Source organism: Pedobacter foliorum (genome assembly GCF_013266735.1).
GTDB lineage: Bacteria > Bacteroidota > Bacteroidia > Sphingobacteriales > Sphingobacteriaceae > Pedobacter > Pedobacter foliorum.
On record NZ_JABSNU010000014.1, the window covers coordinates 84583 to 111157 of the forward strand.

Below are 26575 nucleotides of genomic sequence, written 5' to 3' on the forward strand. Positions count from 1 at the left end.
TTAAAAGGTTTTTTTGACACCTGGGTCGGTTATAATAATATAATCACCCAGGTGTTTGTATTTTTGCCAGTCTGGAGCATCAAAATCTGTCGATGGAAAGCATGATAGATTAGATATATTGAGCTTCTTTAACGAGTTTGTTAATTTTGCCAGAGTGCCTAATTTCTCATCACTATGAAAACGGCCGTTAAGCTGTAATATTTTTGTATTCTTGTTCTTTTTTAGATACTTAACTATAGACCAAGACATCGCTGCATCCCAAAAGTTTTGTGTTTGATATATTTTCATCCCACCCATGTTATGACTTCCCAATTCTTTAATGAACTTATCATAATATCTTCCGGTTGCAGTATCAATAGGTAACGGTGGCAGGAAAGATTTTGATTCTTTAGGTAAGGTATTTAAGGCATCTAAACCTGCTTTGCTAACCATGTTGCTATATCTGGCTGCGCCATTGGCTCCAATCACATTTATTTTATTGGTTTTGGCATATTCAATCAGGGGTCTGTAGTCTTTATAATTGTTCCATGCTCTAGCTTCTTTTGTAAAGTTTTTCTCAGAGATGTAGCCATCCAAATATTCATTTATTACTGGTTGCACGTCAGTATGGAACATTTCCATTGAAAGGGCTAATTTTGGATAAGCATTGTGCATTTGTTTAAAAATCTCCATTTCCAATACATGCCCAACAGAATCATTGTGTTCTTCACCAAAAAATAATACATCTGTTTTATCCAAGTCTTTAATCAGCTCATCAATAGATATGGTTTTTTCGTTTTTAACATCATATATTTTATACTGCGGTGAAGTTTGAGCAATGGCTAAAAAGGGTAGGCAAATGCAAAAAATAGGAAGAAGAAGTTTCATGCTCAAAAGTAAGAGATATTTTCACCGATTAAAAATGCACGTTTACCGAGCTTTAGCATGGTTATAAATTTATAGTATTGGCCAATGGTTTGGTTCTATATACATTTGACGTAGTTAATAAAATATAAATTAAAGCAGAGCACTACAGTTCAATGAATTTTATTGAATTGATAAATTAAGAAGCAATGGAAAAATTTACAAACAACAACAGTTCTAGCAGGTTATGGAGTGGGTTGATTATACTGGGGGTTGGTCTGGTGTTCTTTTTAAAGAATTTCGGGATAGATATACCACAATGGGTTATTAGCTGGCACACATTGTTGATTGTGATTGGTTTGCTGGTTGGTTATAAAAGGAATTTTGATGGTGGCGGATGGTTGATTATGGTACTGGTAGGTGGTTTTTTTACCCTTGAAGATATTGCAGAGTTTGACATGTCTAAATACTATTTCGCTATTGCATTTATTATTCTTGGCTTGTTCATGATTTTTAAGCCCAAAAGAAAAGAACTGGATAGAGAGCGATGGAAAAAGAGATGGCAGAAAAAACATGCTGACTATGGCAACTTTAATGAGCCGGTAAATACTGATGGACCTAAAGAATATACTGATATTGATAAAGATGATATTCTCGATTCTGTGAATGTTTTTGGAGGTAGTCATCAAAATGTGTATTCAAAGAACTTTAAAGGTGGAGATGTAATCGCAATTTTTGGTGGTTCAGATATCAACTTAACTCAAGCTGATTTTGAGGGTACGATCATTCTTGATGTGGTTGCGATATTTGGAGGATTAAAGATTGTAATTCCACCAAGCTGGGAAGTGAAATCAGAAGTTACTGCCATATTCGGTGGTATGGATGATAAGAGAGCTATGGGCCAGGTAATAGATGGACCAAGGAAAATAATAATTATTAAGGGGGTGGCATTATTTGGCGGGGTGGATATTAGAAACTTTTAAAACCCTACATTATGAAATGGTTTTTAGTAAGATATATTTATGAAATAGTTTGTGGAGACGGCAATTATAAGCCACAGTTTGATGAGCAGTTAAGATTAATGTTTGCAATAGATAGTAATGAAGCTTTTTTTAAAGCAGAATTAGCTGCGGAGAATTTTCATCCTCCATTTGAAAACTGTTACGGTGAAGTGGTGACATGGAAGTTTATTTGTGTTGCTGACCTTCACGAAATTCAGGCGCCTGAAGATGGAGCGGAAATAGCATCAATAATGCATGAACCAATTGATGTTGCCGCTTTTTTAGATCAGGTAGAAAAGAGACAAGTTTTTTTAAAAGAACGTATACAATTAACCACCACCGAATTAGATTGTTTTGACAACTAGACCATTATCAGTTCCTCAGATACAGAAGTTTGCCTTTGCTATATTTTTGGCATGGGTGGCAATTTTTGTGTTCCTATTTTATTATACGCTGAATTTTAGTCTTCCCGTTGCTGTTGCAGATAGTGTAATAACTAATGGTTTGCTGGCGGTTGCTTGTATTATTTTGAGTAATTTATTAGGTTATTACCAACCCAAAAATGAAACAATACTGTTTATTCTGGTATTAACTTTAATGATGGCACTCACCATTACGTTAGCAAGTAAGTTTGCATTAAACCTCTTGTTTGTTGATAATATAACGTACCGGAGCTTTTTAAATTTGTCGATACTGGTGCGCTTTATCATTGTGTTTATATTTTTAGCATGGTGCGCTCTGGCTAATATTTTATGGTATAGATTGGAAGAACAATCAGCTACACAGGAAAGATTGCTTACAGCCCAGAATTTATCAAAAGAAGCTGAATTGAATAAGCTTAGACATCAACTGCAACCGCATTTTTTGTTTAATAGTTTAAACTCGGTGTATGCACTTACAATTGTAAATCCTAAAGAAGCCGGCACTATGATTACAAAGCTTGCCTCGTTTTTAAGAGGGACTTTAAAACGTGATGACGAGGTGTGGGTGAGCGTAGGAGAAGAAATGGAGTATATTCAACTCTATTTAGATATTGAGAAAGTTAGGTTTAGCCATCGGTTAAATATTGATGTGAATGTAGATGAGGATACGCTAAATCTTCGCTTGCCGGGTACTTTACTACAGCCAATTGTAGAGAATGCAATAAAATTTGGTTTGTACAATACATCTGCAGCAATTACAATTTCGATGCATGTAAAGATGGTAAATAGTGTACTGGTTATTATGGTGCAAAATCCATTTGATCCGGAAATGAAAGCTACTGGAGGCACAGGTTTTGGTTTGTCTGCAATTAAAAGAAGGCTATATTTGTTGTTTGCTGACGAAAAGTTATTGAAAACAAAAGCTACCGACGATAATTTATTTATAACAACGCTTAAAATACCCCAGGCAAATGATAAGAACAATATTAATTGATGATGAACCCCTGGCCAGGGATATTGTAAAACACTATTTAAGTGATTTTCCGCATATAGAAGTGGTTGCAGAGTGTAGTGATGGGTTTGAAGGAATTAAAGCAATTACTCAGCATCAACCTGATTTCATTTTCCTGGATATCCAGATGCCAAAGATTAATGGCTTTGAGATGCTTGAATTGGTAGAGAAGCCACCTGCTGTAATATTCACTACGGCATTTGACGAGTATGCAATAAAGGCTTTTGAAGTTAGCGCTGTAGATTATTTATTGAAACCTATTGAAAAAAGCAGGTTTGATCTTGCTATTCAAAAATTACCGTCAAGATTAAGTAGTGGGGGAGAAGAGGTAACGAAAGAGCTGCTGGATTCGGCGGCGTTAAGTCCGGCACAAAATAATAGGGTTGTCGTTAAAAAGAATGGAGTAATTAAAATCATTTCAGTTTCTGATATTCATTATTTGGAGGCCGATGATGATTATGTGAAGATGAGTACTGTAGAGGGGATTTTTCACAAGAATAAAACGATGAGCTTTTTTGAGCAAACACTGGATTCTGTACAGTTTATTAGGATACATCGTTCTTATATTATAAATTTGGCGCAGGTTACAAAAATTGAACTTAAAGAAAAGGATAGTTATATTGTGCTTTTAAAGTCGGATATATGGCTGCCTGTGAGTAAAACAGGGTATGTGAAGTTGAAAGCAGCACTTGGGTTATAGAAAATTCTAATTCTATTTGCAATTAGAAAAAAATCACACTATATTTGCACCTCTTAATTAAAAAAAATAGTCTAAGATATATATAATACAGTTATGAAAAGAACATTCCAACCTTCGCAAAGAAAGAGAAGAAACAAGCATGGCTTCCGCGAAAGAATGGCTACAGCAAACGGTAGAAGAGTATTAGCTTCTCGTCGTGCAAAAGGAAGAAAAAGATTATCAGTTTCTGACGAGCGTCGTCATAAAGCATAATTTTTGATTGCAGCACATTAAGTGTTAGCAGATCAGAACATCTGCAAAGTTGCGATCAAAAACATGAACACATTTAACAAAGAAGAACGGTTATGTAGTAGGAAGTTAATTGACTTGCTATTTAAAAACAGTTCTTCTTTTTTATTATATCCTTTTCGTGTGTCTTATCTCTTTGTAGATACAGCACACAATTACCCCGTACAGGTAGTAATTAATGTTTCTAAGAAACGCTTTAAGAGAGCGGTTGATAGAAATTTGATTAAACGTCGTACTCGTGAGGTTTATCGCCTGCAAAAACAATCACAACTTTATTCGTCTCTTACCGAGTCTAATCAACTATTGCTACTTTCTGTACAATTTATTGGTAAACAGATTTACGATTACCCATTTTTTGAAAAGAAAATGGCCGGAGTTTTAAAGAAATTGGTAACAGCTATTGAAGCCAACGAAATAAAAAAAGCTAATGGGGATAGTTAAACAGGTAGTTGGCTGGATATTTTTAGGCTTGATAAAACTTTATCAATGGTTATTATCTCCTTTGCTTGGAGCAAGCTGCAGGTATACGCCTACTTGTTCTCAATATGGTATTGAAGCCATTAAAAAGCATGGTCCATTTAAAGGAGGATGGCTAACTTTGAAACGCATTGGCAGATGTCATCCCTGGGGTGGCCATGGCCATGATCCTGTTCCATAATATTTTTTTAATTTAAGCTGATGGCTACTATACTTCAAATTGAAACTGCTACACAAGTTTGTTCTGCTGCAATATCACGTGATGGAAAAACCATTGCATTAAAGGAGCTAATGGCTAATAACATTCATGCAGGTAGCTTGACCTTGTTTATTAAAGAGGCATTGGATTTGGCCGGATTACAATTTGAAGATCTTGATGCTGTAGCAGTAAGTATGGGCCCCGGCTCTTATACTGGTTTGCGCATTGGCGTTTCTACCGCAAAAGGTTTGTGTTTTGCACTCGATAAACCTTTAATTGCAATTCCTACCCTTCAAATGATGGCGCAAGGTTTTATGCTGCAGAATCCTGATTATAACGGATTAGTATGTGCTATGATAGACGCCAGAAGGATGGAGGTTTTTACTTCTGTTTATAATAAAGCGCTTGAAACAGTGACTCCGGTTTCTGCTAAAATAATTGACGAGGAGAGCTTTGCTCAGGAGTTAAGTGGTCATGTTATCACCTTTATAGGTAATGGTGCTGCAAAGTGCATGGATGTACTAGAACATGAAAATGCAAAGTTTTCTGAGCTGAATTTTAATTCAGCATCTTATATGAGTAAACTTGCTCATGAGGCTTACTCGGCTGCAAGATTTGAGGATGTTGCTTATTTTGAGCCTTTTTATTTAAAGGATTTTGTTTTAACTACTCCTAAGAAAAAGTAAATACTTATCTGTTTTTAGAGAAAATACTGAAAACACGTTTAAAGAAGCTGGTTTCCAGGTCGTCTAATCCAGGCATGTAGCTGCTATTTTGGGGATGCTCTACGGTATATCCGAATTTAATGCCAAGTCCTATATAAAAGGAAGCTCCATTGTATCCAGAACTTGAGGATGTAGTGCTTTGAATTGCTGCGTAGGCTGTTCGAGCTGTTTTGAAGAGGTTGTCTGAGCCCATAAAGAATTCAAAGTTGGGTGTTTGATACATTCCTTGCATTCCAAAAAGAAATAGATTATTAAAATTATAGGCAGGAATAGCACTTACTGAAAAACCACTATAGCCGAATTTATTTACAAGGGCTACATCACCTCCATTATAAAACAAGTTTTTTGATACAATAAAGCTGGGGGTATAAAAATTGAATGTTTTGGAGATTAGGAAATCTGCTTTGGCATTGGTTGGACTAATGAAGCTTTTGTTGTAAGCATTTTTAATAACTACATCTGTAATTTTGTTTTCGGCTTCTTTTGTGGTTGAACCTCTGGGGATATTAAGCACGGTATTATTAAAATTGGCAACGTATGATTTATTTGCCCATCTAATAAAACCAAGATCTTTAATGTTAGCTATTAATGTATAGCCTGTTTTGGAAATGTATGTCGTGCCAAAACTAACTGCCAATCCCGGGTTTTTAAAGTTTGGTATTAAAATGCTGCCAGATTGATCTTTTGCTCTTAAAAAGTTTGATTTGTAACTACCTGACAAGTTCATATTAATATCGCCACCTTCAGGAGTGACTCCATCGGAGGTAAAATCAAGGGTTGAATTATTGACTTTTAATTCGTTATAGGTAATTCCACTTAGTAAACTTAATTTGGCTCCAAAGGCAAGCTTTTTATTATAGTTCTCTCGATAGGTAACACTGAATTGGTGGTATGACTGTGAGTAACCATCGTTATTTAGGGCGTCATTAGACTGTTCTTTGATTTTAGACCATTCCTTCTGATCAAAAATTATAAGCAATCCATTACTATATTTTAAATTGGCGTCAGTTCTTAACTGCCAAGAAAAACCTAATTCCTTTTGAAACTTGTAAGATTTAAAAATCTTAAAATTGAAGAGGTAGAGGTTCGAATTCTGATATATCCTATTAATATCTTTAGGGTTGGCGGAGACGCCTGTAGCTGAAAAATCTCCAGTGCTAATCAGCCTGCGAATTACATCATCTCCTCCTTTGGTAGTGGCATTTATCCCAAGATAGGGTAAGAAGAAATTGGAAGCATATTTACGAGAGGAGTCTAAAACAAAAGTTTTCTGTGCAGGATTTTCAAAGCCATCAAATAAAGTTTTTGTATTAAACAAACCGTATTGCTGAGCTTTTAGCTGATTGAAAAGAAGTAAAAGAAAGAACAGGATTAGAGGTTTTCTCATAGCGAGTCGTTTTCCAGTTTTAGAGAATCTTGGGTTAAATGTTGTTGCTTTCTGTTCATGAGAACATTTGTTTGAAATTTACCATTATCTCCGCTAAGTTGGTAGGTAAATGACTGATAATTTTTTAATCCTTTCTCGGTAGTGATGTGTTTATAATAAGGAAGGTATATATTTTTAAGGAATATCTCTGAAGAATTATCTAAATCGATAAAGAATGTAATGTTCGATGTGTTTGGTAGCTGATTAATGCTATTGATATAGCTCTCTTTATTAATAAGGAGTCGATTGTTTTTATAACTATTCAGAAAAGACTGTAATGTGCTGGCGTTATTAGCGAAAATCATGTAATTGTCTATAATGATATAGTATGGTCTTTTAAATTTCTTAAAAGGTTCTCCAAAATAGCTATACAGCAGGTCCGATTCTTTAAATAGTTTTATGCCGTCACCATAATCGGAGCTAAGGTCTAGTAATAACTGTTCTACTTTTTCTCCATTACTTAAATTAATTGCCCCAATTTTTTCGGCAGTATTTAATTGAAAAGTAATCAGCTGGTCTTTAAAGTATTTTGGGAATATCTGATTAGGATCTATATGGTATTTGAGAGTGATGTTTTTAAGTATATTACTTGTAGCATTCAGTTCTTTTTTTTCAGTAAACCATGCATCCAGATTCTTTTTCCAGGTTGCATAGTTCTCTATTGCAAAAACTGTGTAATTAGCTGTGTTTTCAGGTAAGATGTTGGTTGCTGTTGTTTTTTGAGCATTAGATGTTGAGAATAGTTGATAGTAGTCGTTTAACTCATTGTCTTGTGTTGTTCCTGTAAGCAAGACTTTTTCTTTGCTAAAATTGTATATCAATGAGGCAAATGTATTGCGGTTATCTAGTACAGAAAGCTCACCATTAAGTTTTCCTGGCATAGTTGCTTTTAAGAGCAAAGGAAGATCTTTGAAATTGATATAAACTTCGGCCAGACTATTTTTTGTTAATCTGCTTGTTGATTTAATGTACTGTACAAATTTATTGTTGTCATTGGTGCTTGCAGATAATACATTTGAAACTGGTTTTATTGCGCTAGAAAGTAGTAAAAGGTTACCCTTAATAGCAAGATAGAATATGGCACTATCGGGTAGGGTTATCGTAGTTATTTTTTTGGAACTATCTAACTGTAATTTAGCAGACACCAAAGCATTCATTAATTGGTTTTTACTTGCTTCACTATTGATTTGGGTACTATAAAGTAAGTCAATTTGTTTGTCTTTTCCCGGAATAAGGCTAATGTATATGTTTTGTTTACCTATTATTCTGTTAAGATTTGGAGCGGTCAAGATATAATCTTTTATAGATTGTAATTGAGTATAGTTGGTTTCTCCAATAACCTCTTGTAAAATGTTTTGACCTTTTAGAATGTCGAATATGCTTTTGTCATTTTGGAAAGAAAATATGACAGCCGAATTTACAGTTGCTGCATATAAACTGCTATCATTATTTTCCCTTTGGGTATTTAGACCTGAGAAATACATGTAGGCCAGAGTTATGATGGCAGTAAAAAGGGCTATTACTATGACAAGAATTTTTTTCATTTGCTGTTACTACAAATTTAATTTTAATAGTTGGGATTAATAATAAATGCTTCAAGTTTGTTAAGTTTGTTAACTAAAATTGTGGGTTTAACATATAATGAATAGACGTATATTGATAACCGCATCTTTATTTGGAGCTATAGCAGTAATGCTCGGAGCTTTTGGTGCGCATGGATTAAAGAAAGTAGTTGATGCAGGCTCAATTGAGATTTGGGCAAAAGGGGTGGAATATATGTTTTATCATACTTTCGCTTTGCTTTGTCTTGCTCAGTTTAAAGGGACAGAAGCAGGCCAGCGTAAATTTATAAATCTGGCTTATGGCTTTTTTACCTTTGGGATACTGTTGTTTTCAGGTTCCTTATATTTATTGGCTACCAGAAGTGTTACAAATATTGGTTTTGTAGATTATATTGGTCCTGTAACTCCAATTGGTGGTTTGCTACTGATTCTTGGCTGGGTTTCGTTACTTTTAGCGGCTTTAAAAAGTAAGTAATGTTGGATTTTCTTGATCCGGAATTTGAAGAAAGGGAGACCCTTTTTATAGAGGTAATTTTACCCCTCTCTCTGTCCAAAAACTATATTTATCGTGTTCCTTTTGAACTAAATGATCAGATTGCTATTGGAAAGCGAGTAGTAGTGCAGTTCGGGAAGAATAAAATCTATACAGCATTAATAAAAAGCATTAGTAGGAAAGCTCCTGATATTTACGAAGCTAAGTACATTATTGATGTAGTTGATGCCTATCCAATCATTACTGATCAACAACTTCATTTATGGGATTGGATGACTTCTTATTATCTCTGTAATGAAGGAGATGTAATGTCGGCCGCATTGCCAACAGGATTGAAGTTAGCGAGTGAAACGATTATTGTATTAAAAGAGGAAAGCCCGCTTGCCGATGAGGACGGTGTTGTCCTGGAAATTGTTTTTACAGATAAAGAGCAGATTATTTTAAATGCATTAAGGAGTAGACCTCGATTAACCATCGATGATGTATCCGCTTTGCTTGGTCAGAAAACGGTTTATCCGATCATCAATTCCTTGTTGGGTAAGGGAATGGTTTATATCGCTGAAGAGGTAGTTGAAAAGTATAAGCCATTATTAAAGTCCTTTATCTCTCTGCAGCCGTTTTATAACGAGGAAGAGAACTTGAAGCAATTGTTTTCTATTTTAGAGAGAGCACCTAAGCAATTGAATGCACTTTTGGCTTATTTAAAGCTTTCTAAGCAACAGACTACAATTTCAAAGCAACAGTTGCTTGAGGAGAGTGCTTGTGGTACTGCTGCGCTTAAAACCCTTATAGATAAAGATATTTTTGCAGTATATAAGCGTCCGGTTAGCCGGTTGTTGGAAAGTGCTGATGACTTTGTGCTAAACTTTGAACTTAGTGAGGCTCAAAATAAAGCCTTGCAGCAGATAGAGGATGGCTTTGTGGATAAAGACGTGATGTTATTGCATGGCGTTACTGCATCAGGGAAAACACAGATATATATTAAACTGATTGAAAAGGCAATTGAGAATGGTGGACAGGTATTGTTCTTACTGCCTGAAATTGCACTAACCACTCAGATAGTTGAACGGATACAGCGTTATTTTGGTGATGCTATTGGTGTTTATCATTCTAAATTTAATAACAACGAGCGTGTAGAGATTTGGAATAAGGTATTGAATGGGAAGTATAGGGTAGTTTTAGGCGCTCGTTCTGCAGTTTTTCTACCTTTTAAAGAATTAAAACTGATAGTGGTTGATGAGGAACATGAGTCTTCGTATAAACAGAATGAGCCATCCCCAAGATATCAGGCAAGAGATGTAGCTGTTTATTTGTCACATTTATATCAGGCTAAAATTGTTCTGGGTTCGGCTACTCCTTCTATTGAAAGTTATTATAATGCTGTTAATGGAAAGTATGGTCTGGTAAGTATTACTGAGCGATTTGGTGGTGTTGAGCTACCTTTACAGGAAGTAATCAGTATCTCTGAAGAAACCAAACGGAAAAAGATGATCTCGTATTTTTCTAGTAAGTTGGTTGAAGAAATCACTTTTACGCTGGAAAATAAAGAACAAGTGATTCTGTTTCAAAATAGACGGGGTTATGCTACTATTTTAATTTGCGGTACTTGTGGTTATGCTCCTAAATGTGTGAATTGTGATGTGAGTTTAACTTACCATAAAACAAGTGGTAAATTGCATTGTCACTATTGTGGCTATCATCAGAGTAGTATTAACATTTGTCCGGCATGCGGATCGGTACACATCGAACAAAAAGGTTTCGGTACGGAAAGGGTAGAAGAAGAACTGAGTTTGATTTTTCCTGAAGCTAAAATTTCAAGATTGGACGTTGATAGTACGCGTACTAAGAATGGTTTGCAGCAAATAATTTCTGATTTTCAGGAGAAAAAGACTGATATTCTGATTGGTACCCAGATGGTTGCTAAAGGGTTAGACTTTGATAATGTGACTTTGATTGGTGTAATTAATGCAGATACGCTTTTAAATTATCCTGATTTTAGGGCTTTTGAAAGAAGCTATCAGTTATTGGCACAGGTGGCCGGTAGGGCCGGTAGAAGAGATAAACAAGGAAAGGTGATTATACAGGCTTATGATGATAATCACAGGATTATTAATCAGGTTATAGATAATAAATATCTGGAAATGTATAATGAGGAACTTGCAGAGCGCAGACAGTTTAATTATCCCCCGTTTACAAGACTAATTTTTGTTAATATCAAACATAAGGATGCTGATCTGTTAAATGTGGCTTCGCAGAAGTTTGCTAATATTCTTAAAGGACAGCTTGGTGGCAGGGTACTAGGTCCTGAACAGCCACTGGTATCACGAGTAAGGAATTATTACATAAAGCAGGTAATTATTAAAAGTGATAAAAACACTTCAGTACAGAAGGTGAAGTCGATATTGAAAGAGACAATTCTAATGTTTCAATCAGAAAAGGACTACCGTGCAGTAAACATTCAAGTGGATGTTGATCCCTACTAGTTTTTATTGGGATTGATTTTGTGCGCATTAGCCTTTTTTTAACTTTTTGCTCCTAAATAATTAACTTTATTAGATTTGAAAAGGCTATTTTTGGGGTGCTATGGCGTACAAGTTTGTTGACAATTACAGAGAAAAGGGAGGGAGAAAGAAATTAGTTGAACACCTGGAAGCAAGGGGTATCACTGATAAGAAAGTGTTGAAGGCTATCGGTAAAGTACCACGTCATTTCTTCTTTGATGAGACTTTTTGGAACCAGGCGTATAAAGATATAGCCTTTCCGATTGGCGATGGGCAAACTATTTCGCAGCCTTACACCGTTGCCTATCAAAGCGAATTACTACACATAAAAAAAGGTGATAAAGTTCTTGAAATTGGTACCGGTTCAGGTTATCAAACCTGTATTTTAATGGAACTTGGTGCCAATGTGTACACTATTGAACGTCAGGAGAGTATATATAGACATACCATTAGGGTTTTACCTGGAATGGGATACAATGCGCATTTCTTTTTTGGAGATGGATCTAAAGGTATTGCTGATCATGCTCCTTATCATAAGATCATTGTAACAGCAGGTGCTCCATTTGTACCTGAGATATTACTTAAACAGCTTAAAATTGGCGGTATCTTAGTGATTCCGGTAGGGGATGAGCATTCTCAGAAAATGGTAACAGTTATACGTGTGAGCGAAACTGATTATGAGAGGATCGAATTGGATACTTTCAGATTTGTACCTTTGGTTGGGGATCAGGCCTGGTAATTTTTTTGCAGGGCTGTTAGAATTTCATAGCCCTGTCCATTTCCCTTTTCGATTCTCTGTCTTTAATACTATCTCTTTTATCAAATTCTTTTTTACCCTGCGCCAAGGCAATCTCCATTTTAGCAAAACCTCTTTCATTAGTAAAAATACGTAGAGGAACTATAGTATAGCCTTTTTCCTCGCCTTTTACTTTAAGTTTTTTAAGCTCCTTTTTCTGCAAGAGCAGAACTCTGTCGCGTTTAATATCATGGTGATGGAAAGAACTATGGCTGTATTCTGAGATGTGCAGGTTTCTTACATATAGTGTGTTGCCTATGAACATGCAAAATGCGTCAGACATGTTGGCTTTACCTTGTCTGATGGCTTTTATTTCCGTGCCTAATAAAGCAATTCCAGCATTATATTTTTCAATAATGTGGTAATCAAAATAGGCCCTTTTATTTTTAATCTGGATATCGTTCTTCATAAGAATCTGCTAATATCTCAAATTTATCTTACAATAAGCACTGGAATAGAGACTTTATGACGTACAGAGTTCACTGTGGTACCAAGTATCAGATCCTTTAAGCCTTTATGTCCGTGAGCGCCCATAACAAGCAGTTCGAGGTTACTTTCATTGGTAATGTCTACAATTGCTTTTACTGTCCCTCCGTAACCAATATGTATGGTCGATTTGTAGCCAAGGTGGGCTAGATTAGTGCTATACTTTTCTAGATTTTCTGTATCACTTTGTGTTTCATAATCCATTGCAGAATCTCCATGATAACGGGCTACGGCTGTTTCTACTACGTGAATTAGGTGGTAGTTGGCTTGTTTACCTCCTTGGATTAAAGCATGTCTGATGGTGTTCCTGTCGTTAATAGAAAAATCGACTGTAATACCAATTCGTTTGTAATGGATTTTTTCAACCTCATCTATATTAAGTGCGTTGCCATGGGGAGCAATATTTTGAGCCTGCTTAATTTTGCCAATTAATGGGTATATGAAAACATACAATAAAAGTAATCCGATAAGTATAGCCAATGGAACTATAATGCCATAAACATACCACCCTCCATCAGCACCCCAGGTTTTTATTTCTTCTACAACGAGTTTAACGTTTAAAGAAACGATAACCAAAGAACTTGTCCAGGCAAGAATTTTTACCCATGGTTTGATGGCGAATCCTTTCATCGTACGTTTGTCTGATGTGAAGTGAATTAGCGGAATTACGGCAAAACCGAGCTGAAGACTTAAGACTACCTGACTCAGAATTAATAAACCACCTAATGCATCATTACCAAACCATAATATAGTGAAAAAAGCTGGTATTATTGCCAATAAGCGTGTAATTAATCTACGTAGCCATGGCTCAATACGAAGTTTTAAGTGTCCCTCCATTACTATTTGTCCGGCCAACGTACCTGTAACTGTAGAACTTTGACCTGCTGCAATAAGCGCGATCGCAAAAAGTGCTGGAGCAACATTACCAAAGATGTTTTGAAGTAATTTGTGGGCATCTTGAATTTCAGCTACTTCGTGTAAACCATTTTTATAGAATGCTGCAGCTGCAAGGATTAAAATGGCAGCGTTCACAAAGAATGCAAGGTTTAGAGCTACCGCCGTATCAATGAAATTAAATTTTATAGCTTCTTTAATTCCCTTGTCGTCTCTTTCAAATTTTCTGGTTTGTACCAGTGAAGAATGAAGGTATAGGTTATGTGGCATAACGGTAGCCCCAATAATACCTATTGCTATGTATAAGGATTCACCAGAAAGCATTGTTGGTTCAAAACCTTTTATAATCTCCTTTAGAGAAGGCTCTACAATAAACATTTCAACTAAAAATGAAACGCCTACTATAAAAACCATTGATACTATAAAGGCTTCCATTTTGCGCATCCCCTTGTTAAGTAAAAAAAGGAGAAGTACGGTGTCAAAGATGGTTAAGCTAATTCCCCATATTAAAGGTAAGCCGAACAGTAAGTTTAAACCTATGGCCATACCTATTATCTCAGCAAGATCGCATGCTATAATTGCAGTTTGTGCCAAACCAAAAAGGGGGATGTTTACCCATTTTGGATAACCATTTCTTGAAGCCTGTGCAAGATCTAAACCTCTTACAATACCTAAACGTGCACTAAGCGATTGAAGAAGTAGTGCAATAAGGTTAGACATTAGTAGTATCCAAATAAGTTGGTAGCCAAACTTACTACCTCCAGCAATGTCTGTAGCCCAATTTCCTGGATCCATATAGCCAACGCTTACCAGGTAAGCAGGTCCTATAAAAGATAGTATCCGACGCCAACCGGTTCTTTTGCTGGTGTCGACACTTTGATGTACCTCACTTAATGAACCAGAATTTTTTGTGGTGGTTTCAGGTTTGTTCATATTATATTTTAATGAGAATGTGTTTTGCCACTTCCCTGCTTACGTTAATCTGTTTGTTTTCTACATTTAACTCTACAGAACCATCAAAATCTGTGATTTCTGTAATTTTTATTTGTTTACCTAAAGTAAGGCCAAGTTTTTCGAGATGTTGTAAAAAAAGTGAAGAGTGTTCACTAACCCCCATTATTAAACCCTTATCTCCAGTTTTAAGCTTACTTAATTTTATAAATATTGTGTTGTCTAGCTTTCCGTTTTTATCTGGAATAGGATCGCCATGCGGATCATTCTTAGGAAAAGCTAGAAATTCATCTAAGCGTTCAATCAGTTCTGGAGATTTGATGTGCTCTAGTTCTTCGGCGATGTCATGAACCTCATCCCATTTAAAATTCAATTTTTCAACAAGAAATACTTCCCAAAGCCTATGTCTTCTTACAATATTGATTGCAGAGGCTTTACCAGAATCGGTAAGCTTTACTCCTTGGTATTTTTTATAATCAACTAATTGCTTGTCAGCTAATTTCTTTATCATATCTGTAACCGACGCAGCTTTGGTTTGTATTCTTTCTGCTATGGCATTGGTTTGTACCGGACTTTCGGTATTAAGTGAAAGGTGGTATATGATTTTAAGATAGTTCTCTTCTGTAAAGGATTGCATTTATAGTTGTCTAACTATTGGTTTAGACAAATCTAAAAAAATATTAAGAAATAAACTGTAAATAATTGTAACAATTTTAGAATAAAATTTGGCATGTAACGCATTCTTATTCTACCTTTGCATAATATTAATAAAACTAATGGCTGCAGAACTAGATAAAACTGATTTTAAAATTCTTAAATTACTACAAGAAAATGGAAGGATAACTAATTTATTGTTATCTCAGGAGATAGGGCTTTCGCCAGCTCCTACGTTAGAAAGGGTACGTAAGTTAGAGATGTCGGGTTTTATCAAAAGCTACCATGCTCTTGTTGATGAAGAGAAGTTAGGCTTAGGCATTAAAACGTTTATCCAGGTTCAACTGGATTTTCATAAAAATAATACCATTCAAATCTTTTTAGACGAGGTAAACCAGATTAAGGAAATTACGGAATGTCATCACGTAACAGGACAGGCGGATTTCTTACTTAAGGTTTATGTTAATGATATTAAGGCCTATGAACGTTTAATTATGGATAAGATTAGTAAAATATCTGTAGTTAAAACTTTCCAGACCATGATGATCATGTCTACCACTAAAAAGGAGCCAATCGTTCCTTTGGAATACTAATTCATATTAGATAATTTGCCAGTCAATTGGACTAAGACCTTGTTTTTCTAAAATAGCATTGGTCTTAGAAAAATGTCTGCATCCAAGAAATCCATTATAAGCCGAGAAAGGAGAGGGGTGGGCTGCGGCCAAAATGGTATGTTTTGTTTGGTCGATTAGTGATGATTTGTTTTGAGCATATCTACCCCATAAAAGGAAAACGATACCCTCTCTTTGTTCAGATAGCTGACTGATAATTTTGTCTGTAAATATTTCCCAACCTTTTTTCTGATGGGATCCTGCTTCGTGTGCCCTTACTGTTAAGGTAGCATTGAGTAGTAAAACACCATCATCTGCCCATTTAGTTAGATTGCCATGTGTTGGGATAGAAAAACCTCCTATGTCGGTTGAAAGCTCCTTGTATATATTTTTTAAAGATGGCGGAACGGTAATTCCTTTTTGAACGGAAAAGGATAATCCATGAGCCTGTCCTTGTCCATGATAAGGGTCTTGCCCTAAGATCACCACTTTTACTTTATCAAATGGTGTATGATCTAAGGCATTAAAAACGTCTGATCCTTTAGGGAAAACTGTAACCCCTTGTTGCTTTTCCTGCTGTAAGAAAGATTTTAAGTCTTTCATGTAGCTTTTTTCAAATTCGGTTTCTAGTTCTTTAAGCCAGCTTTTTTCTAAAGTAATTGACATATTTAGTTTTTTGATAATATAAGTACCATATCTTCTTCGATACTTATTGTTGGTTTTTCAATAATTCGACCAAGCTCTTCTCTGTTATGATAAATAATAAAGGTTGGCACACGATCTATATTTAAATCGTTTAATAATTCATCTTCTGTTTCTTTGGCTCTGTCTACACAGATAAAGGTTATATTCTCTTCTGCGAAAGATGATGAATCAATGGTTTTTAGAAAATGAGGGAGTTGCTCCCGACTATCCCCACACCATGTTCCTAAGACAATAGTAATGTTTTTGTCTTTTAACAATGGTAGTAAATCATTTAGCGCATTGGGCTCTGGAGTATAGTCTGGATACTCGATATCATATTTTTCCTTCATTGTAGGGAAGGCCCTAATAACCTCACGAGTGCAAGCATTTATTAAGATCATTTCACCAGTTGATGGATCTTCTATTTGTTTATTGATGTGTTGTGCTCCGGTTTTCATAGTTAAGGATTTGTAAAAGTATTCATATTTTGAAAATCTTTAGCTAAAATATGAAAGGGAGAGCATTTCTTTTTTGCTTAAATTATAATTTTTAATCTGTTTTTTTGGTATTTAAACACGATATTTGCAAAAAAAAAATATAAAAGGATATGCCAAATATAGTTCGTCTTATTTTAGGTTTTGTTGTGTTGGGAGCTTCCATTGCCCTTATGTTCTTCAGTTTTTGGGGATGGGGTATATTAGGTGTTTTTATTAGTATCCTGATTGCGGTTACATATTTTTACAACGAAAATATGTTGCTTGCTCAGTGGTTCTTAAGAAAGGATAACATGGATAAAGCCGAAGCTTTTCTAAAGAGAATAACTAATTATGAAAAACAACTGATCAGAGTTCAGCATGGTTATTATAACCTTTTAATAGGTTTGATAGAATCAAGAAAAGCGCCAATGCAATCTGAAAAATACTTTAAGAAAGCGCTTTCTTTAGGTTTACATATGGACCATAATATAGCCTTAGCTAAATTAAGTTTAGCTGGCATATCAATGGGAAAAAGAAATAAAAGAGAAGCTCAAATGTATCTGACTGAGGCAAAAAAGGCAGATAAGAATAAATTACTTGCCGATCAGATAAAACAGATGAAAGATCAGATGGGGATGATGGATAGACAACAACAGGTTAGATATAGATAAAGAAAAGCTTAAAGCCACATGCAAATGTGGCTTTTTATTTTTCGCTTAATCTGTCAAAATTTTCATTAGCTTCATAGTACTGAGATGATCTGCTGATGATATCGTCTTCAAGGTAATCTTTCTTCTTGCTAAAGAACAACTGCTCTGATTGTATTCTTGTGATCAGCTGACGGATTAACGTTAGGTCAAAAGCTTCTTTACTAAGCTTTATGCAGTATTCATTTTCTGTTATTTCAAGGCTTGAACTGTTCATGATTTATCAATTTTAATATACCCTAAAAATAGAAAAGGCCTGCTAGTATTTTATGTAGCAGGCCTTTAAGTTTTTGTTATCTGTATGTTAAGAAAACCAAGTTGTTACGTCCTCTTTTGAAGGCATGGTTAATTCAAGTTTAAGTTTCTTACGCATTCCTCCAAGATCATTAAATACTTTGTTCGGGTTTGCAGCTTTTAACTCTTCAATAGTGTTGATTCCCATTTTTCTAATTACCTGAACCCATTCAGCAGGAACACCCGCGTTTACGAAGTCTTCATCAGTAGTTACCTTTGCTTTTTTCTCTGGTCTCATTTGAGGGAAGAATAATACTTCCTGGATAGTAGATTGGTTAGTCATTAACATTACTAATCTATCTATACCTATTCCTAGTCCGGAGGTTGGAGGCATTCCGTATTCAAGAGCGCGGATAAAGTCATCATCCATAGCCATAGCTTCATCATCTCCTCTTGCAGCTAATTTTAGCTGATCCTCGAAACGTTCTCTTTGATCGATAGGGTCGTTTAGTTCTGAGTAAGCATTAGCAATCTCTTTACCCATCACAAATAATTCAAATCTTTCTACCAGACCTTCTTTGCTTCTGTGCTTTTTAGCAAGAGGAGTCATTTCTAATGGGTAATCAGTAATGTATGTAGGTTGGATTAGATTTGCTTCAACTTTCTCGCTAAACAATTCATCGATAAGTTTACCACGGCCCATAGAAGCGTCTATTTCAATATTGAGACTTTTGCAGGTTTCTTTTAATTCTTCTTCAGTCATGTTAGAAACATCAATACCTGTATATTTCTGTATTGATTCATACATGGTCAGTTTTTCGTAAGGACCTTCAAAGTTTACCTCATGCTCACCAACTTTCACAACTGGAGATCCATGAATAGTTACCGCAATTTTCTCAAGACATTCTTCAACCATGGCCATCATCCAGATATAGTCTTTATAGGCTACATAGATTTCCATAGAGGTAAATTCAGGGTTATGTGTACGGTCCATGCCTTCATTTCTGAACATTTTACCGAACTCATACACACCATCAAATCCTGCTACAATAAGTCTCTTTAAATAAAGCTCATTTGCTATACGAAGGTATAGCGGCATATCCAATGTGTTATGATGAGTAGTAAAAGGACGTGCAGCAGCACCACCATGAATAGGCTGTAATATCGGAGTCTCCACTTCCATCCAACCTTGATTATCGAAATAATTCCTCATGGTATTGATTACCTTAGAACGGTTGATGAAAATTTGTTTAAAACCAGGATTTACAGTTAAATCAACATAACGTTGTCTGTAACGCAATTCAGGGTCGGTAAAACCGTCATAGATATTACCATCCTCATCACGTTTTACTACAGGTAAAGGTTTTAAAGCTTTAGACAGAAGCGTGAATTCTGTAACGTGAACAGAAATCTCGCCAGTTTGAGTTGTGAAAACATACCCCTTAACACCTATAAAATCTCCAAGATCCAGCAATTTTTTGAAAACAGTATTATATAGGGTTTTATCTTCATCTGGACAAAGATCATCCCTTTTTAAATATACTTGGATTCTTCCTGTAGAATCTTGTAATTCCACAAACGCAGCGCTTCCCATAATACGGCGGGTCATTATCCTACCGGCTATGCTAATACTCTTATATGCAGTTTTATCCCGTTCGTAGTTCGCTAAAATATCTGCAGCATTTGCATTTATTTCATATGCTTCGGCAGGGTAGGGATTTATTCCCAATTCACGCAACTGATTTAGTGAATTACGGCGCAATAATTCTAATTCTGATAGTCCTGTACTCATATATCTCTTATATCCGGCAATAAACCGTATAGTTTTATTTGTATTGTATTTTTAAAATTATGCAAAAATAGGTATTTGCAGCATTTTTTATCTGCATTAAATAGGAATATTAATCTGCCTCAACAGATTCGTTATACATTTCGTTAATGGTTTCTGCATACTTCTTTTCAAGAACCTTTCTTTTAGCTTTTAAAGTAGGTGTTATTTCACCCTCTTCAATACTGAAAGGATTGCGTTTAATCTTGAAGTTCTTTATTCTTTCAAATTTTGCAAGTTCCCCTGAAAGTTTTTTTATGTCTTGGGCAATCCAATCTATAATTTCTTTTTCTGCTATAAAAAGTTCGGGCTTTTGGAAGAAAGATTCTGGAAGTTTAAAAGTTTCCTGAAGGTTTTCTTTGTTTGGGATAATAATCGCGGTTAGATATTCTCTTTTATCGCCAATTAAGAACAGCTGATCTATTTTTAAACTTTTTAAGTATATGTTTTCAACCGGAGTAGGATAAACATTCTTTCCATACGCATTTACGATCATGTTTTTTAACCGATCTGTGATTTGAAGGTTTCCTCTGTAAAATCTGCCAATATCGCCAGTATGAAACCAATTGTGTTTGTCTATGGCTTCAGCGGTTTCAGCAGGTTTATTGAAGTAACCTTGCATAACGCAATGACCACGAACAATGATTTCTCCTTCAGCACACTCAAAATTCGGATCAAACGATTCGTGTGTTTGAATATTAATCATTTCTTTGGTCTCCACATGCTGAATGCCGATTTCAATGCCAGGGATTACACGTCCAACAGTTCCGTATACTTGTCTATGATATTCTGTAACCGACATTACGGGTGAGGTTTCAGTTAGTCCAAATCCCTCAAGTATTTTGATGTCGAGGTTTCCGAAGAATTCTCCAACATTTTTAGGTAAGGCAGCTCCACCAGAGATCATAAATTTTAATCTGCCACCTGTTTTCTCTTTTATTTTGCTGAAAACAAGTTTTTCAGCTATTGATCGTTTAGCGGAAAGGAAAATGCCAGGAGTTTTACCTGCTTCTTTTACCTGACGATAATTCTGGCCTGTTTCTAATGCCCATAGAAAGATTTTAGACTTTAATCCATCACCTGTTGTTCCACTTTTTATAGCTTTATCATGTATCCTTTCCAAAAGTCTTGGAACGCAATTCATAACTGTAGGCTTTATTTCGCCCATGTTTTTTGCTAGCAGCTCCAAACTTTGTGCAAAGGCAATTTTACAGCCCTGTGCACAACATACGTGATAGGTAGCTGTACGTTCGAAAACATGTGACAGTGGCAGAAATGATAAGAAGGTTTCTGTTTCATCTATAACAGGGATTTGTTGTAAACATACTTTAACGTTTTCAACGAAATTGCTATGAGAAAGCATTACACCTTTTGGGGTGCCAGTTGTTCCTGATGTATAAATTAATGCCGATATGTCCGAAGGTTTAAGTGCTTCGCGCAGTGTTTTTATTTCGGCTAATTTGGGTTCAGTTAAACTACTTTTTACATCGAGAATTTCTTCGAAACTTACAATCTCAGCTTTAAGATCTTCAGGAATTGTAACTTTTGTGTATTCAGTAAAAGCAGGAATTATATAATTGAGTTGTCGGCAATTGCCGGCAATTTTTAGGATCTTTTTGTATAAGAAAGTATTTCCTACTAAGATTGCTTTGATACCCGAATCATTAATAATGTATTCTACCTCATGTTCAGAAAGGGTAGGATATATAGAAGTATTAATCGCTCCAATTTGTTGTATTCCCTGATCATAATAGACGTACTCTGGAGAGTTCTCTATCATTAGTCCCATTCTGTCACCTTTCTTTATTCCTTTACTTAAAAAGAATGCTGAAACTGCATCTGCATTGTCAAGTGTTTCTTTGAAAGATATTTCCTCCCAAGTGGTGCTCTTTTTGTCTATAAGAAAGGTCTCTTCCGGTTTATGAATGTTTTCAACTACATTTCGCAGTAAACTGGGAACTGTGGATGACTCGTTGAATGATACCATATTATATGATTGGTTAGCTTGTTATCCGTATAATAAAAAAGGGCGCTAAAAGCGCCCTCTACAAATATAGTGAAATGTACGTTAAACAGAAAAACTCTCTCCACAACCGCAGGAACGGCTGGCATTTGGATTGTGGAAATTAAAGCCCTTTCCATTTAAGCCATCAGAAAAATCAAGTTCAGTGCCTGCCAGATATAAAAAGGATTTCATATCCAGAGCTATTCTGATACCTCTGTCTTCGAAAAACTGATCTCCCTTTTGTTCTTCATTATCAAAATCTAAATTGTATGATAATCCTGAACAGCCACCACCTTTAACTGAAACGCGCAAGAAATAGGTGCTGTCCATCTGCGACTCTTGCATCAGGTGATCAATTTTACTCTTTGCTTTATCTGTTATCGTGATCATTTTAGTAGTAGTTAATGTTTAGTAGGTAGTATTTAGTACTTAATATTTAGATATAATGCTTATAGCAATTCGTCTAAATATTAAGTGCTAGATACTAAATACTCGAATTAGTGATGAGATTTAGCTAATTCAAATGGTTCCAAGCCGTTTTTAACTCGGTAATCATTAATTGCTGATTTAATAGCGTCCTCAGCTAATACTGAACAGTGAATTTTAACTGGAGGTAAAGCCAATTCTTCAACAATATCCATATTGTCGATAGTTAATGCCTCGTCAACAGTTTTACCTTTTAACCATTCAGTTGCTAAAGAAGATGATGCAATTGCAGATCCACATCCAAATGTTTTGAATTTAGCATCTGTGATTACGTTGTTCTCATCAACTTCAATTTGTAAACGCATAACGTCGCCACACTCAGGTGCGCCAACCAGGCCTGTTCCAACTGATTTACTATCTTTATTTAAAGTACCAACATTTCTAGGGTTGGTATAATGTTCCATTACTTTTTCTGAATATGCCATTTTATTTTACTTTAAATCTCTGTCAACAGAGACAATTTATATTATATGAATTAAGGAGCTATTAGTGTTCAGCCCACTCAATTTTACTTAAGTCAATACCTTCTTTAAACATTTCCCAAAGTGGAGAAAGATCTCTAAGGTGATTAACTGCTTTTTTAGTGTTTTCAATTGCGTAATCAATTTCTTCTTCGGTAGTAAAACGACCTAATCCGAAACGGATAGAAGAGTGTGCAAGATCATCTGACAATCCAAGGCTTTTTAAAACGTATGAAGGTTCTAAAGAAGCTGAAGTACATGCAGAACCTGATGATACAGCAAGATCTTTCATTGCCATCATTAAACCTTCTCCTTCAACATATTTGAATGAGATATTGGCAACATGAGGCAAACGGTGCTCTACATTTCCATTTACATAGCTTTCTTCCATTTGAGAAAGAGCCGATTCAAGTTTGTCTCTTAAGCCAGATAAGCGTTTTGCTTCGCTATCCATTTCTAAACGACAAAGTTCACAAGCTTTACCTAAGCCAACAATACCAGGTACGTTTAATGTTCCTGAACGCATACCACGCTCATGACCACCACCGTCCATTTGTGCTGTTACCTTAACTCTTGGGTTTTTACGACGTACATAAAGTACACCTACACCTTTAGGGCCATACATTTTATGAGCAGAAAATGCCATAAGATCAATACCATCAGCATTTACATCAACTGGGATTTTACCAACTGCCTGTGTAGCATCTGTCATGAATAAAGCACCATGTTTATGGGCAATTGCAGATATTTCTTTGATTGGCTGAACAACACCTATCTCATTGTTTCCATACATAATGGTTACAAGAATAGTTTGATCCGTCATTGCAGCTTCTAATTCCTGAAGATCGATAAGACCATCTTCTTTAACTTTTAGATAAGTAACTTTTGCGCCTGCTTTTTCAAGGTGTTTGCAAGTATCTAAAACTGCTTTGTGTTCTGTAGTAGCAGTGATAATGTGGTTACCTTTATCCTGATACATTTCAAAAACACCTTTTATACCCAGGTTGTCTGCTTCTGTAGCGCCTGAAGTAAATATGATCTCTTTTTCTGTACAGCCAATTAATTTTGCTACTTGCTCACGTGAGTAATCAACAGCTTCTTCAGCAACCCATCCAAAGGCGTGATTGCGGCTGGCAGCGTTACCAAATTTGTTTGTAAAATAAGGTAGCATTGCTTCTAAAACCCTAGGATCTAGAGGGGTAGTAGCATTATTATCTAAGTAAATAGGAAGTTCCATCGTTTTTGTTTATTCTTATTAATAGACAAAGATACGAAAAAAGATTGCCAACAATTATAATTAATACCTATGACGGTATAGTTAAAACTTGCATTTTTACATTTGTTTAACGTATTAATTCGTTTATGAAGAAGATAGAGCACATTGGGATAGCTGTAAAAGATCTCGATGTATCGTGTAGTTTGTATGAGAAATTGCTGGGTACCTCATGTTATAAAAAGGAAGAAGTTCCCTCAGAAGGGGTAAGTACGGCTTTCTTTAAAACAGGAGAAAATAAGATTGAATTGCTTGCTGCAATTTCTGAAGATAGCCCAATTGGAAAATTCCTTGAAAGGAAAGGTGAGGGAATACATCATATTGCATTTGATGTTGATGATATTGAAGAAGAAATGAAAAGATTAAGATTAGAGGGGTTCATTTTGCTGAATGAACAGCCAAAGTTAGGTGCAGATAATAAATTAGTGTGCTTTGTGCACCCAAAAGGGACTAATGGGGTTTTGATTGAATTATGTCAGGAAGTACGATAATGGATGAGTTAACATCACTGAGTAATATTATCAATAAAGATTTTGATATAGATAATATTACTACTGAAGCCTTAATGAGAGAACGTTTAATTGAAGCTTTTGCATATTTGCTTGATAATGATATTTCTAAAATGATGAATATATTATACAGAACCGATGTTGATGAAGCTAAGCTAAAATCATTGTTGATAAGTAACTCTGAATTACCCTCTGCAGAGGTAATTGCAGACGCTTATATAGCCAGACAAAAGCAGAAAATTGAAACGTGGAAAAAGTATAGTAGATAATTTTTTTACACTTATTTGTTTCTAAGAAATAAAATCACGATATTTGCATCCTTAAAAATAAGCGACAAATAAGTATATAACAATATGAAAAAAGATCTGCATCCATCAAACTATAGATTTGTAGTATTTAAAGATATGTCTAACGAGTATTCTTTTTTAACAAAATCTTGTGTAGATACTAAAGAGACTATTCAATGGGAAGATGGTAACGAATATCCTCTATATAAATTAGAGATTTCTCATACTTCTCACCCTTTTTATACTGGTAAAATGAAATTGGTTGATACTGCTGGTCGTATCGATAAATTCAAAACTCGTTACGCTAAAAAGTAATTATACCAAAATAAAAAATTATTTTAAAGTCCCGGTGCTGTTGCTTCGGGACTTTTTTTATTTTTGTGGCTTATGATAATCAATTTATTTGATGATAGTGCGTGGCAGTCGTTACGACCACTATCTTTCACACGGCCGGTTGCAGATCTTCGTATAGGGATTTTAACTATTGCTCAAAAATGGGAAAAGTATTTAGGTGCCGAATCCGGATTTTTAACAATAGCTTATCTGGCAGCAAAATATCCCTTACTATCTGATGCCGAACTATTCATCAATGGCTCTGTTTGTCCAGATGAAGAATTGGTAAACGCTATTTCCTACCTTAAACAAGGTGAGTGTCTGAAACAACAAGATCTTGTAATTGCCTATAAAATAAATAAAGGTGACTCTTTTGATACGTATGATAAACTGAAGCCTATTGAGTATTCGGGGGATTTTATCAGAATAGTGGTTCCTGAAGATATCTTTAAGTTCAATGATACTGAGCTTAAAAAGGACTTTGCTTTGCTTACAAAAGGAAAGACCTCCGCAAAATTAAGTTCAACCAATACTTTTATTGGGGATAATTTTTTTGCTGAAGAAGGAGCTGTGGCTGAATGTTCATCATTTAATAGTCTGAATGGCCCCATTTATATTGGAAGGAATTCGCAGGTATGGGAAGGATGTCATATAAGAGGTTCTTTTGCATTATGCAATGACTCTCAGATAAAAATGGGCGCAAAGATTTACGGTCAAACAACTATCGGTCCTTACAGTAGGGTAGGTGGTGAAATTAATAATGCCGTAATTTGGGGTTATTCATCAAAAGGTCACGAAGGTTATTTAGGAAATGCAGTGATGGGCCAATGGTGCAATATTGGCGCTGATAGTAATAACTCGAACCTTAAAAATAATTATGCAGAGGTAAGGCTGTGGGATTATGCCGCAGAAAGTTTTCGTAAAACAGGGTTACAGTTTTGCGGTTTAATTATGGCCGATCATGCTAAATGTGGTATTAATACCATGTTTAATACAGGTACAGTTGCCGGTGTAAGTGCCAATATATTTGGCCCAGGTTTTCCACGTAACTTTATACCTGATTTTTCCTGGGGTGGAGCCCAGGGATTTGAAGTATATAGCCTAAATAAAATGTTTGAAACTGCCACTAAGGTTTACGAGCGTAGAAATTTAGAATTTAGTACAATAGAAAAAGATATTTTAACCCGGGTTTTTGAAGATACAAAGATCCATAGACGTTTTTAATTAGGCCTGTATATATAATAAACCTTA

General features: G+C 35.5%; 31 protein-coding genes. 17 read left to right on the plus strand and 14 right to left on the minus strand.

Annotation, left to right across the window (positions count from 1 at the left end; all coding sequences use genetic code 11):
• Positions 1-867: a ChaN family lipoprotein gene (locus HQN83_RS21260; protein WP_173093147.1), complete on the minus strand. Its 867-nt coding sequence runs from the start codon at positions 865-867 to the stop codon at positions 1-3.
• A gap of 185 nt (positions 868-1052) precedes the next feature.
• Between HQN83_RS21260 and HQN83_RS21265 the strand changes: the two genes are divergently transcribed.
• From HQN83_RS21265 to tsaB, 8 genes are all read left to right on the plus strand, one after another.
• Positions 1053-1826, plus strand: coding sequence for a LiaF transmembrane domain-containing protein (locus HQN83_RS21265; RefSeq protein ID WP_173093149.1), 774 nt, complete (start codon positions 1053-1055; stop codon positions 1824-1826).
• An 11-nt stretch (positions 1827-1837) separates the two neighbouring features.
• Positions 1838-2209 carry a DUF4288 domain-containing protein gene (locus HQN83_RS21270; RefSeq protein ID WP_173093151.1) on the plus strand — a complete coding sequence of 124 codons (372 nt, stop codon included), beginning with the start codon at positions 1838-1840 and terminating at the stop codon, positions 2207-2209.
• A complete protein-coding gene (locus HQN83_RS21275) occupies positions 2199-3260 on the plus strand; it encodes a sensor histidine kinase (protein WP_246254561.1) in 1062 nt (353 codons plus the stop codon). The genes HQN83_RS21270 and HQN83_RS21275 overlap by 11 nt, the downstream gene beginning before the upstream one ends.
• Complete coding sequence (locus tag HQN83_RS21280) at positions 3238-3978, plus strand: LytR/AlgR family response regulator transcription factor (protein ID WP_173093152.1); 741 nt, start codon at positions 3238-3240, stop codon at positions 3976-3978. The genes HQN83_RS21275 and HQN83_RS21280 overlap by 23 nt, the downstream gene beginning before the upstream one ends.
• 93 nt (positions 3979-4071) lie before the next feature.
• Positions 4072-4230 carry a 50S ribosomal protein L34 gene (rpmH, locus tag HQN83_RS21285; protein WP_055133745.1) on the plus strand — a complete coding sequence of 53 codons (159 nt, stop codon included), beginning with the start codon at positions 4072-4074 and terminating at the stop codon, positions 4228-4230.
• 63 nt (positions 4231-4293) lie between these two features.
• Entirely contained in the window at positions 4294-4707 is a 414-nt protein-coding gene (locus HQN83_RS21290) for a ribonuclease P protein component (RefSeq protein WP_173093153.1), read from the plus strand.
• On the plus strand, positions 4694-4924 hold the full coding sequence (gene yidD / locus HQN83_RS21295) for a membrane protein insertion efficiency factor YidD (protein ID WP_173093154.1): 231 nt from the start codon (positions 4694-4696) through the stop codon (positions 4922-4924). The genes HQN83_RS21290 and yidD overlap by 14 nt, the downstream gene beginning before the upstream one ends.
• Before the next feature lie 20 nt (positions 4925-4944).
• Positions 4945-5628 (plus strand): tRNA (adenosine(37)-N6)-threonylcarbamoyltransferase complex dimerization subunit type 1 TsaB, encoded by a 684-nt coding sequence (gene tsaB / locus HQN83_RS21300; protein ID WP_173093155.1) that lies wholly within the window; start codon positions 4945-4947, stop codon positions 5626-5628.
• A 4-nt stretch (positions 5629-5632) separates the two neighbouring features.
• Here tsaB and HQN83_RS21305 read toward each other — a convergent pair whose 3' ends face one another.
• Positions 5633-7054, minus strand: a complete 1422-nt coding sequence (locus tag HQN83_RS21305) for a DUF5723 family protein (RefSeq protein ID WP_173093156.1) — start codon at positions 7052-7054, stop codon at positions 5633-5635.
• The gene (locus tag HQN83_RS21310; protein WP_173093158.1) at positions 7051-8637 is read right to left on the minus strand and encodes a hypothetical protein; all 1587 of its coding nucleotides are present in this window, start codon (positions 8635-8637) and stop codon (positions 7051-7053) included. The genes HQN83_RS21305 and HQN83_RS21310 overlap by 4 nt, the downstream gene beginning before the upstream one ends.
• 97 nt (positions 8638-8734) lie before the next feature.
• Here HQN83_RS21310 and HQN83_RS21315 point away from each other — a divergent pair, with 97 nt between their 5' ends.
• The 3 genes from HQN83_RS21315 to HQN83_RS21325 all read left to right on the plus strand — a co-directional run bounded on the left by HQN83_RS21315 (position 8735) and on the right by HQN83_RS21325 (position 12388).
• On the plus strand, positions 8735-9130 hold the full coding sequence (locus tag HQN83_RS21315; protein WP_173093160.1) for a DUF423 domain-containing protein: 396 nt from the start codon (positions 8735-8737) through the stop codon (positions 9128-9130).
• A complete protein-coding gene (gene priA, locus HQN83_RS21320; RefSeq protein ID WP_173093162.1) occupies positions 9130-11631 on the plus strand; it encodes a replication restart helicase PriA in 2502 nt (833 codons plus the stop codon). The genes HQN83_RS21315 and priA overlap by 1 nt, the downstream gene beginning before the upstream one ends.
• A gap of 100 nt (positions 11632-11731) precedes the next feature.
• A complete protein-coding gene (locus tag HQN83_RS21325) occupies positions 11732-12388 on the plus strand; it encodes a protein-L-isoaspartate(D-aspartate) O-methyltransferase (RefSeq protein ID WP_173093164.1) in 657 nt (218 codons plus the stop codon).
• 16 nt (positions 12389-12404) lie between these two features.
• Here the strand turns inward: HQN83_RS21325 and smpB are convergent, their stop codons facing one another.
• The 3 genes from smpB to HQN83_RS21340 are packed head-to-tail and all read right to left on the minus strand — an operon-like array spanning position 12405 to position 15413.
• Positions 12405-12854: an SsrA-binding protein SmpB gene (gene smpB / locus HQN83_RS21330; protein WP_173093166.1), complete on the minus strand. Its 450-nt coding sequence runs from the start codon at positions 12852-12854 to the stop codon at positions 12405-12407.
• Positions 12855-12877: 23 nt separating this feature from the next.
• Complete coding sequence (locus HQN83_RS21335; RefSeq protein ID WP_173093168.1) at positions 12878-14758, minus strand: Nramp family divalent metal transporter; 1881 nt, start codon at positions 14756-14758, stop codon at positions 12878-12880.
• A 1-nt stretch (position 14759) separates the two neighbouring features.
• Positions 14760-15413: a metal-dependent transcriptional regulator gene (locus HQN83_RS21340; RefSeq protein WP_173093169.1), complete on the minus strand. Its 654-nt coding sequence runs from the start codon at positions 15411-15413 to the stop codon at positions 14760-14762.
• A 139-nt stretch (positions 15414-15552) separates the two neighbouring features.
• Here HQN83_RS21340 and HQN83_RS21345 point away from each other — a divergent pair, with 139 nt between their 5' ends.
• The gene (locus HQN83_RS21345; RefSeq protein WP_048906633.1) at positions 15553-16023 is read left to right on the plus strand and encodes an Lrp/AsnC family transcriptional regulator; all 471 of its coding nucleotides are present in this window, start codon (positions 15553-15555) and stop codon (positions 16021-16023) included.
• Between the two features lie 6 nt (positions 16024-16029).
• On the opposite strand, the gene ung is transcribed toward HQN83_RS21345, so the two are convergent.
• Positions 16030-16707, minus strand: a complete 678-nt coding sequence (gene ung, locus HQN83_RS21350; RefSeq protein ID WP_173093170.1) for a uracil-DNA glycosylase — start codon at positions 16705-16707, stop codon at positions 16030-16032.
• Positions 16708-16709: 2 nt separating this feature from the next.
• The gene (locus HQN83_RS21355; protein ID WP_173093171.1) at positions 16710-17183 is read right to left on the minus strand and encodes a thioredoxin family protein; all 474 of its coding nucleotides are present in this window, start codon (positions 17181-17183) and stop codon (positions 16710-16712) included.
• A 149-nt stretch (positions 17184-17332) separates the two neighbouring features.
• On the opposite strand from HQN83_RS21355, the gene HQN83_RS21360 reads away from it, so the two are divergent.
• On the plus strand, positions 17333-17872 hold the full coding sequence (locus tag HQN83_RS21360; RefSeq protein WP_173093172.1) for a DUF2892 domain-containing protein: 540 nt from the start codon (positions 17333-17335) through the stop codon (positions 17870-17872).
• 34 nt (positions 17873-17906) lie between these two features.
• Here the strand turns inward: HQN83_RS21360 and HQN83_RS21365 are convergent, their stop codons facing one another.
• The 6 genes from HQN83_RS21365 to HQN83_RS21390 form a co-directional block, all read right to left on the minus strand.
• Positions 17907-18125, minus strand: a complete 219-nt coding sequence (locus HQN83_RS21365; RefSeq protein WP_108205967.1) for a hypothetical protein — start codon at positions 18123-18125, stop codon at positions 17907-17909.
• A gap of 87 nt (positions 18126-18212) precedes the next feature.
• Positions 18213-19934: a lysine--tRNA ligase gene (gene lysS, locus HQN83_RS21370; RefSeq protein WP_173093174.1), complete on the minus strand. Its 1722-nt coding sequence runs from the start codon at positions 19932-19934 to the stop codon at positions 18213-18215.
• A 109-nt stretch (positions 19935-20043) separates the two neighbouring features.
• A complete protein-coding gene (locus tag HQN83_RS21375) occupies positions 20044-21957 on the minus strand; it encodes an AMP-dependent synthetase/ligase (RefSeq protein WP_173093176.1) in 1914 nt (637 codons plus the stop codon).
• An 81-nt stretch (positions 21958-22038) separates the two neighbouring features.
• Positions 22039-22365 (minus strand): HesB/IscA family protein, encoded by a 327-nt coding sequence (locus HQN83_RS21380; protein WP_173093178.1) that lies wholly within the window; start codon positions 22363-22365, stop codon positions 22039-22041.
• A 107-nt stretch (positions 22366-22472) separates the two neighbouring features.
• Positions 22473-22886: a Fe-S cluster assembly scaffold IscU gene (gene iscU, locus HQN83_RS21385; RefSeq protein WP_108205963.1), complete on the minus strand. Its 414-nt coding sequence runs from the start codon at positions 22884-22886 to the stop codon at positions 22473-22475.
• Positions 22887-22947: 61 nt separating this feature from the next.
• A complete protein-coding gene (locus HQN83_RS21390) occupies positions 22948-24159 on the minus strand; it encodes an IscS subfamily cysteine desulfurase (protein ID WP_173093180.1) in 1212 nt (403 codons plus the stop codon).
• 125 nt (positions 24160-24284) lie between these two features.
• On the opposite strand from HQN83_RS21390, the gene mce reads away from it, so the two are divergent.
• The 4 genes from mce to HQN83_RS21410 all read left to right on the plus strand — a co-directional run bounded on the left by mce (position 24285) and on the right by HQN83_RS21410 (position 26548).
• On the plus strand, positions 24285-24686 hold the full coding sequence (gene mce / locus HQN83_RS21395) for a methylmalonyl-CoA epimerase (RefSeq protein ID WP_173093182.1): 402 nt from the start codon (positions 24285-24287) through the stop codon (positions 24684-24686).
• Positions 24668-24973 carry a hypothetical protein gene (locus HQN83_RS21400; protein WP_246254562.1) on the plus strand — a complete coding sequence of 102 codons (306 nt, stop codon included), beginning with the start codon at positions 24668-24670 and terminating at the stop codon, positions 24971-24973. Before mce ends, HQN83_RS21400 begins: the two co-directional genes overlap by 19 nt.
• A gap of 84 nt (positions 24974-25057) precedes the next feature.
• A complete protein-coding gene (locus HQN83_RS21405) occupies positions 25058-25306 on the plus strand; it encodes a type B 50S ribosomal protein L31 (protein WP_099437417.1) in 249 nt (82 codons plus the stop codon).
• A gap of 72 nt (positions 25307-25378) precedes the next feature.
• Positions 25379-26548 carry a putative sugar nucleotidyl transferase gene (locus HQN83_RS21410; RefSeq protein ID WP_173093184.1) on the plus strand — a complete coding sequence of 390 codons (1170 nt, stop codon included), beginning with the start codon at positions 25379-25381 and terminating at the stop codon, positions 26546-26548.
• Positions 26549-26575 lie beyond the last annotated feature (27 nt).